Below are 6,565 nucleotides of genomic sequence, written 5' to 3'. Positions count from 1 at the left end.
CGGGGGGGCGCGGAGTGGTGTATAAGAGATCGGGGTAAGGGATTAATTCACGCGGGCGCCTGGGGGGCGCCCGCGGTGTGGATCACTTGGGCGCCAGGCGCACGGCGCCGTCCAGGCGGATGGTCTCGCCGTTGAGGTAGGTATTGCCGATGATGTGGCCGACCAGCGCGGCGAAGTCGTCCGGCTGGCCCAGGCGCGACGGGAACGGGATCGAGGCGGCCAGCGATTCCTGCACGCTGGCCGGCATGCCGTCCACCATCGGCGTCCAGAACACGCCCGGCGCGATGGTCATCACGCGGATGCCGAAGCGCGACAGCTCGCGCGCCATCGGCAGGGTCATGCCGACCACGCCGCCCTTGGAGGCGGAGTAGGCGGCCTGGCCGATCTGGCCTTCGTAGGCGGCAACCGAGGCGGTGTTGATGATCACGCCGCGCTCGCCGTCGCTGCCGGCTTCGTTGTGCTGCATCAGGTCGGCGGCGGCCTTGGCCACGTTGAAGCTGCCGACCAGGTTGACCATCACCGTGGCCTGGAAGTTGGACAGCGGCATCGGCGCCTCGCGGCCGAGCACGCGGCCGGCGCCGAGGATGCCGGCGCAGTTCATCACCACGTTCAGCCCGCCCAGGAACTCGCGCGCGGCGGCCAGGTTGGCGGCCACGCCGGCTTCGTCGGTGACGTTGGTGGTGAAGTAGCGGGCCTTGTCCGTGCCCAGTTCGGCGACCGCTGCGCTGCCCTTCTCCTCGTTGAGATCGAACAGGGCGACCTTGCCGCCGTTGGCGACCAGGTGCCGGGCCACGGCCAGGCCGAGGCCGGAAACGCCGCCGGTGACGACGGCGCGGACGGAAGACAGCTGCATCGGGACGCTACCTGCAAGGGGTTGGCCGGTGATTCTAGCCGATGCCGCCGTCCCCACAGGGGACGGCGGGGCGTTCAGTACTGCCGGGGCGCGGGGACCGGCATCGGTGGGTGCGAGGGCACGCGCAGGAGGGCGGGTGCCTGCCTTTCCCGCCACAGGAACTCGAGCCGGCAGTCGTCGGCCGTGCGCCGGCACATGGCCAGGGCCTTGTCGATCGCGGCGCGCTCGTCGCTTTCGCCCAGCGCATGGCCGAAAGCGGCGCTGCCGCTGGCGATGGCCGAATACCCGGCCTCGGCCGAGGTGCTGGCCACTTCGGTGCAATTGGCGGAACGACGCGCGCAATGGCCCAGGGCGGCCTGCAGGGCGAGGCTGGCGGAGGGGTGGTTGTAGGCGTAGCCGTAGGCGCCGGAATCGGAGAAAGCCACCGCCGAGGCGGCGAGGGCGTGGCCTGCCGGGAGCAGGGCGGCGATGACGAGAGCGGTGCGGATCATGCAGGGGAATCCTTTCGGTGGGTCGATCAATGGGGGGCCATGGCCTTGCCGGCCTTGCTGCCGTTGTCGCGGCCCAGCACCCCGGCCAGCCAGCGCCCGGTGTCGGCCAGCGCCGGCAGGTCGATGCCGGTCTCCATGCCCATGCCGTGCAGCATGTAGACCACGTCCTCGCTGGCGACGTTGCCGCTGGCGCCGCGCGCATACGGGCAGCCGCCGGTGCCGGCCACGGCCGAATCGACCACGCGCACGCCGTCCTCCAGGCAGGTGGCGATGTTGGCCAGCGCCTGCCCGTAGGTATCGTGGAAGTGCACCGCCAGCGCCGCCAGCGGTACCTCCGCGGCCACCGCCCGCAGCATCGCGCGCGCCTTCAGCGGCGTGCCGACGCCGATGGTGTCGCCCAGCGAGATCTCGTGGCAGCCCATGGCGTGCAGCGCGCGGGCCACGCGCACCACGTCGGCCAGCGGCACTTCGCCCTGGTAGGGGCAGCCGAGCACGGTGGACACATAGCCGCGCACGGGGATGCCGTCGGCCTGCGCCCGGGCCAGCACCGGTGCGAAGCGCTGCAGCGATTCGTCGATGCCGGCATTGGTATTGGTGCGGTTGAACTGCTCGGAGGCGGCGGTGAACACCGCCACTTCCCGCGCACCGGCCGCCAGCGCGCGCGCGTAGCCCTGTTCGTTGGGGACCAGCACCGGATAGGCGATGCCGGGGCGGCGCTGGATGCCGGCCATGACCCCGGCGGCGTCGGCCAGCTGCGGCACCCACTTCGGGCTGACGAAGCTGGTGGCCTCGATGGTGCGCAGGCCGGTGGCCGACAGGCGGTCGATCAACGCGATCTTGTCGGCGGTGGCGACCTGCTGCTTCTCGTTCTGCAGGCCGTCGCGCGGGCCGACCTCGACGATGCGGACGAAATCGCTCATCGCGTTTCCCCCGCGACCCAGCGCGGCGGGCGCTTCTCGAGGAAGGCCGAGAGGCCTTCGCGGCCTTCGTCCGAGGCGCGCAACGCGGCGATCAGCCCGGCGTTGGCGCGGTCGAGCGCATCGCGCTCGCCGTTGGCGGCGTGAACTTCGCGCACCAGCACCTTGGCCGAAGCCGCGGCGACCGGGCCGGCCTTGCCGATCAGGTCCAGCTGCGCCTGCACGGCGGCGTTGAGCGCGTCGGCGGCGACCATCTGGTGCACCAGGCCGATGCGCAGCGCGGTGGCGGCGTCGAAATGCTCGCCGGTGGCGAACCAGCGCCGTGCCTGGCGCGGGCCGATGGCGGCGATGACATAGGGCGAGATCACCGCCGGCAGCAGGCCCAGGCGGCTCTCGGTCAGGCCGAAACGGACGTCCTCGGCGGCGATGGCGATGTCGCAGCAGGCCACCAGGCCGACGCCGCCGCCGAAACTGGCGCCATGCACGCGGGCGATGGTCGGCTTGGGCAGTTCGTCCAGGGTGCGCATCAGCCGGGCCAGGGCCAGCGCGTCCTGCCGGTTCTCCTCCTGCGAGGCGCCGGCCATGGCCCGCATCCACTGCAGGTCGGCACCGGCCGAGAACGAGGGGCCATGCCCGGCCAGCACCACCGCGCGCACCGACGGGTCGGCGCCGAGGGCTTCCAGCGTGGCGGTGAGGGCGGCGATCAGCCCGGCGTCGAACGCGTTGTGCAGCTCGGGACGGTTCAGGTGGAGCGTCGCCACGGCCTTGTCGTGGCGAACGAGCAGTGCATCACTCATCGGATTCCATGCGTGCTTGGGTGCACGGAATCATAGCGGAGCGCCCAGGGCAGCAAGACGCGGCGCGGCGGTGCTAGAATTGATAACCATTCTTATCAACTCATTCAAAGGCGCCATTCAGTGACGTTGTCAGATTTGCCGCTGCATGCACCCGCGCAGGTGGAGGCGGTGCAGGACCTGCATGCCAATGATGCGATCGCCCGGCGCTTGAGGGAACTGGGGTTCGTCGGTGGCGAGGACGTGCGCGTGGTCGCGCGCGGGCCCGTCGGCGGCGAGCCGCTGCTGGTACAGGTCGGCTTCACCCGCTTCGCGCTGCGGCGCAGCGAGGCCGCCCGCGTGCGGATCACGAAGGAGGCATCGGCATGAGCGCAGCGACCACCGCCGTGTCGCGGCTGGCCCTGGTGGGCAACCCGAACTGCGGCAAGACCGCGCTGTTCAACCAGCTGACCGGCAGCCGGCAGAAGGTGGCCAACTACGCCGGCGTCACCGTCGAGCGCAAGGAAGGGCGCATGCGCGGGCCGTCCGGGCGCGAATACGCGGTGCTGGACCTGCCCGGCGCCTACAGCCTGCAGCCGGCGAGCCTGGACGAGGCCATCACCCGCGACCTGTGCCGTGGCTTCTATCCCGGCGAAGCCGCGCCCGATGCGCTGGTGTGCGTGATCGACGCCACCAACCTGCGCCTGCACCTGCGTTTCGCGCTGGAAGTGCGCGAACTCGGCAAGCCGATGATCGTGGCGTTGAACATGGTCGACGCCGCGCGCCGGCGCGGCATCGAGATCGACGTGGCGGCGCTGGAACAGGCGCTGGGCGTGCCGGTGGTGGAGACCGTGGCGGTACGCCGCAACGGCGCCAGCGAACTGGTCGCGCGCATCGATGCGATGATGCCGCAGCTGGCGTCGATGGCGCCGCCGGAAGCCGTGCCGGCCGCCGACCATCACGCCCAGGTCCGCGACATCCTCGCCACTGCGGTGCGCATGCCCACGCGCACGGCGAAGATCGACGATGCGCTGGACCGCTGGCTGCTGCACCCGGTGTTCGGTCTGCTGACCCTGGCGGTGGTGATGTTCCTGATCTTCCAGGCGGTCTACGCCTGGGCCACGCCGCTGATGGATGGCATCGAGGCCGGCTTCGCCTGGCTCGGCGCGCTGGTCGGCTCGACCCTGCCCGAAGGGCCGCTGAGCAGCCTGCTGGTGGACGGCATCATCGCCGGCGTCGGCAGCGTGGTGGTGTTCCTGCCGCAGATCCTGATCCTGTTCTTCTTCATCCTTGCGCTGGAGGAGTCGGGCTATCTACCGCGCGCGGCCTTCCTGCTGGACCGGATGATGGCCGCGGCCGGCCTGTCCGGGCGCTCGTTCATCCCGCTGCTGTCCAGCTTCGCCTGCGCGGTGCCGGGCATCATGTCCACGCGCAGCATCCAGGACCCCCGCGACCGGCTGGCGACGATCCTGGTCGCGCCGCTGATGACCTGTTCGGCGCGGTTGCCGGTATATGCGCTGCTGATCGGCGCGTTCATCCCGCAGAAGACGGTGTGGGGCCTGTTCAACCAGCAGGGACTGGTGCTGTTCGGGCTGTATGCGGCGGGCATCCTGAGCGCGCTGGCGATGTCGTGGACGATGAAGAAGTTCCGCCGCGACAAGGGCGAGCACCCGCTGCTGCTGGAACTGCCGTCCTACCGCCTGCCGCATGCGCGGGATCTCGCGGTCGGGCTGTACGAGCGCGGCATGATCTTCCTCAAGCGCGTGGGCGGCATCATCCTGGCGCTGACCATCCTGCTGTGGTTCCTGCTGTCGTTCCCGGCGGCGCCGGCCGACGCCACCCTGCCGGCCATCGACTACAGCTTCGCCGGCCGCATCGGCCACGCGATGGCGGTGTTCTTCGCGCCGCTGGGCTTCAACTGGCAGATCTGCATCGCGCTGATCCCGGGCCTGGCCGCGCGCGAGGTGGCGGTGGCCTCGCTGGCCACGGTGTATGCGCTGTCGGCGGCCGATGACGATGCCGCCGCGCAGGCCCTGACCCCGCTGATCAGCGACGGCTGGTCGCTGGCCACCGCCTTGTCGCTGCTGGTCTGGTACATCTACGCGCCGATGTGCATCTCGACGCTGGCCACGATCAAGCGCGAGACCAACTCGTGGAAGCAGATGACGTTCGCCACGGTCTACCTGTTCGCCGCGGCCTGGCTGGCCTCGCTGGTGACTTACCAGGTCGCCGTGGCGCTGGGGGCGGGCTGATGGACCGGGGGCTGCTGCTGCAGTACGCGATCATCGCCCTGGCCTTGCTGGTCAGTGCGTGGGTGGTGCTGAAGAAGCAGTTTCCCGGCGTCGTGCGGCGCCTGCGCGGGGCGCTGGCGTTGTGGCTGGTGAAGCCGCAGCGTTCGCCGCGGCTGCAGGCGCTGGGGCGCCGCCTGGCGCCGGCCGCGTCCGGAGGCGACAGCGCCTGCGGCGGCTGCGATGGCTGCGGGCCGACGCCGCCCAGGCAGCACTGACGCGGCCTGCCAGCAGGAGCGGCGCAGGACGCTGCCGGCATCGCCGGGGCGGGCAAGGTCGCGACGCGCGTCGCGCCGGCAGCCGTTTCCAGCAGGAGAGGCGTATCCGGCGGCGCTCCCTGCCGTGCGGCCGATGCTTGTCTCCGGTCACTCCAAGGCGGTAGTTTGCAGGCCATGAACGAGACTCCCACACGGTTGCTGATCCATGGCGCTTCCGGTCGCATGGGCCAGGCCCTGCTGCGGCTGGCGGCAGAAGACGCTTCGCTGCAGGTGGTTGCCGCGGTGGTGCGCAAGGCGCCGGCGCAGCGCGTGATCGACGGCGTGCCGCACTTCGCCGCCAGCGAACTGTCCGGTGCGCCGGCCTTCGACGTGGCCATCGATTTCAGCCTGCCGGAAGGCTTCGACCCGGTGCTGGCGCTGTGCGTGGCGCGCGGCGCGGCGTTCGTTTCCGGCACCACCGGGATCGACGCGGCGCAGCAGGCGGCGCTGGCCGCCGCGGCGCCGCGGATCGCGTTGACCTGGGCGACCAATTTCAGTCTCGGCGTGGCGGTGCTGGCCGAACTGGTGGAGCGCGCCGCGGCCAGCCTGCCTGGCTGGGACTGCGACATCGTCGAGTCGCACCACGTGCACAAGAAGGACGCACCTTCCGGCACCGCCCTGACCCTGGGCGAGTCGGCCCGCCACGGCGGGGCCGAGCCGCATTACGCCAGCCTGCGCGCCGGCGACATCATCGGCGAGCACCAGGTCCAGTTCACCGGGCTGGGCGAGCGGGTGGAGCTGTTCCACCGCGCCACCAACCGCGACATCTTCGCCCGCGGCGCCCTGCATGTGGCGCGGCAGCTGCACGGACGGGCGCCCGGGCGCTATTCGGTGCGCGACCTGGTGGCTGCCGGCGCCGGCTGAACAGGCGCCGGCCGGAGGGCAGGGCGGGTTGCCGGCGGCCTACGCGGCGCTGGCGCCGATGGCGCCCATGCCATTACAATTACCGCTCGCCGAATCACGTCAGCCGGCCCCGTTTCACACCG

General features: G+C 71.2%; 8 protein-coding genes. 4 read left to right on the top strand and 4 right to left on the bottom strand.

Annotated features, from left to right (window positions below; all coding sequences use genetic code 11):
- Positions 1-82 precede the first annotated feature (82 nt).
- The 4 genes from QMX80_RS17735 to QMX80_RS17720 form a co-directional block, all read right to left on the bottom strand.
- Positions 83-853 (bottom strand): SDR family NAD(P)-dependent oxidoreductase, encoded by a 771-nt coding sequence (locus QMX80_RS17735; RefSeq protein ID WP_055773126.1) that lies wholly within the window; start codon positions 851-853, stop codon positions 83-85.
- 74 nt (positions 854-927) lie between these two features.
- Positions 928-1,344 (bottom strand): DUF4189 domain-containing protein, encoded by a 417-nt coding sequence (locus QMX80_RS17730; protein ID WP_282278494.1) that lies wholly within the window; start codon positions 1,342-1,344, stop codon positions 928-930.
- 26 nt (positions 1,345-1,370) lie between these two features.
- Positions 1,371-2,264, bottom strand: a complete 894-nt coding sequence (locus tag QMX80_RS17725) for a hydroxymethylglutaryl-CoA lyase (RefSeq protein ID WP_282278493.1) — start codon at positions 2,262-2,264, stop codon at positions 1,371-1,373.
- Positions 2,261-3,058, bottom strand: coding sequence for an enoyl-CoA hydratase-related protein (locus QMX80_RS17720; protein WP_282278491.1), 798 nt, complete (start codon positions 3,056-3,058; stop codon positions 2,261-2,263). The genes QMX80_RS17725 and QMX80_RS17720 overlap by 4 nt, the downstream gene beginning before the upstream one ends.
- A gap of 120 nt (positions 3,059-3,178) precedes the next feature.
- Between QMX80_RS17720 and QMX80_RS17715 the strand changes: the two genes are divergently transcribed.
- The 4 genes from QMX80_RS17715 to dapB all read left to right on the top strand — a co-directional run bounded on the left by QMX80_RS17715 (position 3,179) and on the right by dapB (position 6,443).
- A complete protein-coding gene (locus QMX80_RS17715) occupies positions 3,179-3,424 on the top strand; it encodes a FeoA family protein (protein WP_282278489.1) in 246 nt (81 codons plus the stop codon).
- On the top strand, positions 3,421-5,286 hold the full coding sequence (locus QMX80_RS17710) for a ferrous iron transporter B (protein ID WP_273081653.1): 1,866 nt from the start codon (positions 3,421-3,423) through the stop codon (positions 5,284-5,286). The genes QMX80_RS17715 and QMX80_RS17710 overlap by 4 nt, the downstream gene beginning before the upstream one ends.
- Positions 5,286-5,540 carry a DUF6587 family protein gene (locus QMX80_RS17705; protein ID WP_055773146.1) on the top strand — a complete coding sequence of 85 codons (255 nt, stop codon included), beginning with the start codon at positions 5,286-5,288 and terminating at the stop codon, positions 5,538-5,540. The genes QMX80_RS17710 and QMX80_RS17705 overlap by 1 nt, the downstream gene beginning before the upstream one ends.
- Before the next feature lie 174 nt (positions 5,541-5,714).
- Positions 5,715-6,443: a 4-hydroxy-tetrahydrodipicolinate reductase gene (gene dapB / locus QMX80_RS17700; RefSeq protein ID WP_082443820.1), complete on the top strand. Its 729-nt coding sequence runs from the start codon at positions 5,715-5,717 to the stop codon at positions 6,441-6,443.
- Positions 6,444-6,565 lie beyond the last annotated feature (122 nt).

Source organism: Stenotrophomonas sp. PS02297, assembly GCF_029959705.1.
Taxonomy (GTDB): Bacteria; Pseudomonadota; Gammaproteobacteria; order Xanthomonadales; family Xanthomonadaceae; genus Stenotrophomonas; species Stenotrophomonas nitritireducens.
This window is presented reverse-complemented; position numbering and strand designations above follow the sequence as displayed.

Coding starts and splice junctions, on each gene's coding strand:
- QMX80_RS17735 (WP_055773126.1), bottom strand. CDS start 853: ATGCAGCTGTCTTCCGTCCGCGCCGTCGTCACCGGCGGCGTTTCCGGC.
- QMX80_RS17730 (WP_282278494.1), bottom strand. CDS start 1,344: ATGATCCGCACCGCTCTCGTCATCGCCGCCCTGCTCCCGGCAGGCCAC.
- QMX80_RS17725 (WP_282278493.1), bottom strand. CDS start 2,264: ATGAGCGATTTCGTCCGCATCGTCGAGGTCGGCCCGCGCGACGGCCTG.
- QMX80_RS17720 (WP_282278491.1), bottom strand. CDS start 3,058: ATGAGTGATGCACTGCTCGTTCGCCACGACAAGGCCGTGGCGACGCTC.
- QMX80_RS17710 (WP_273081653.1), top strand. CDS start 3,421: ATGAGCGCAGCGACCACCGCCGTGTCGCGGCTGGCCCTGGTGGGCAAC.
- QMX80_RS17705 (WP_055773146.1), top strand. CDS start 5,286: ATGGACCGGGGGCTGCTGCTGCAGTACGCGATCATCGCCCTGGCCTTG.
- dapB (WP_082443820.1), top strand. CDS start 5,715: ATGAACGAGACTCCCACACGGTTGCTGATCCATGGCGCTTCCGGTCGC.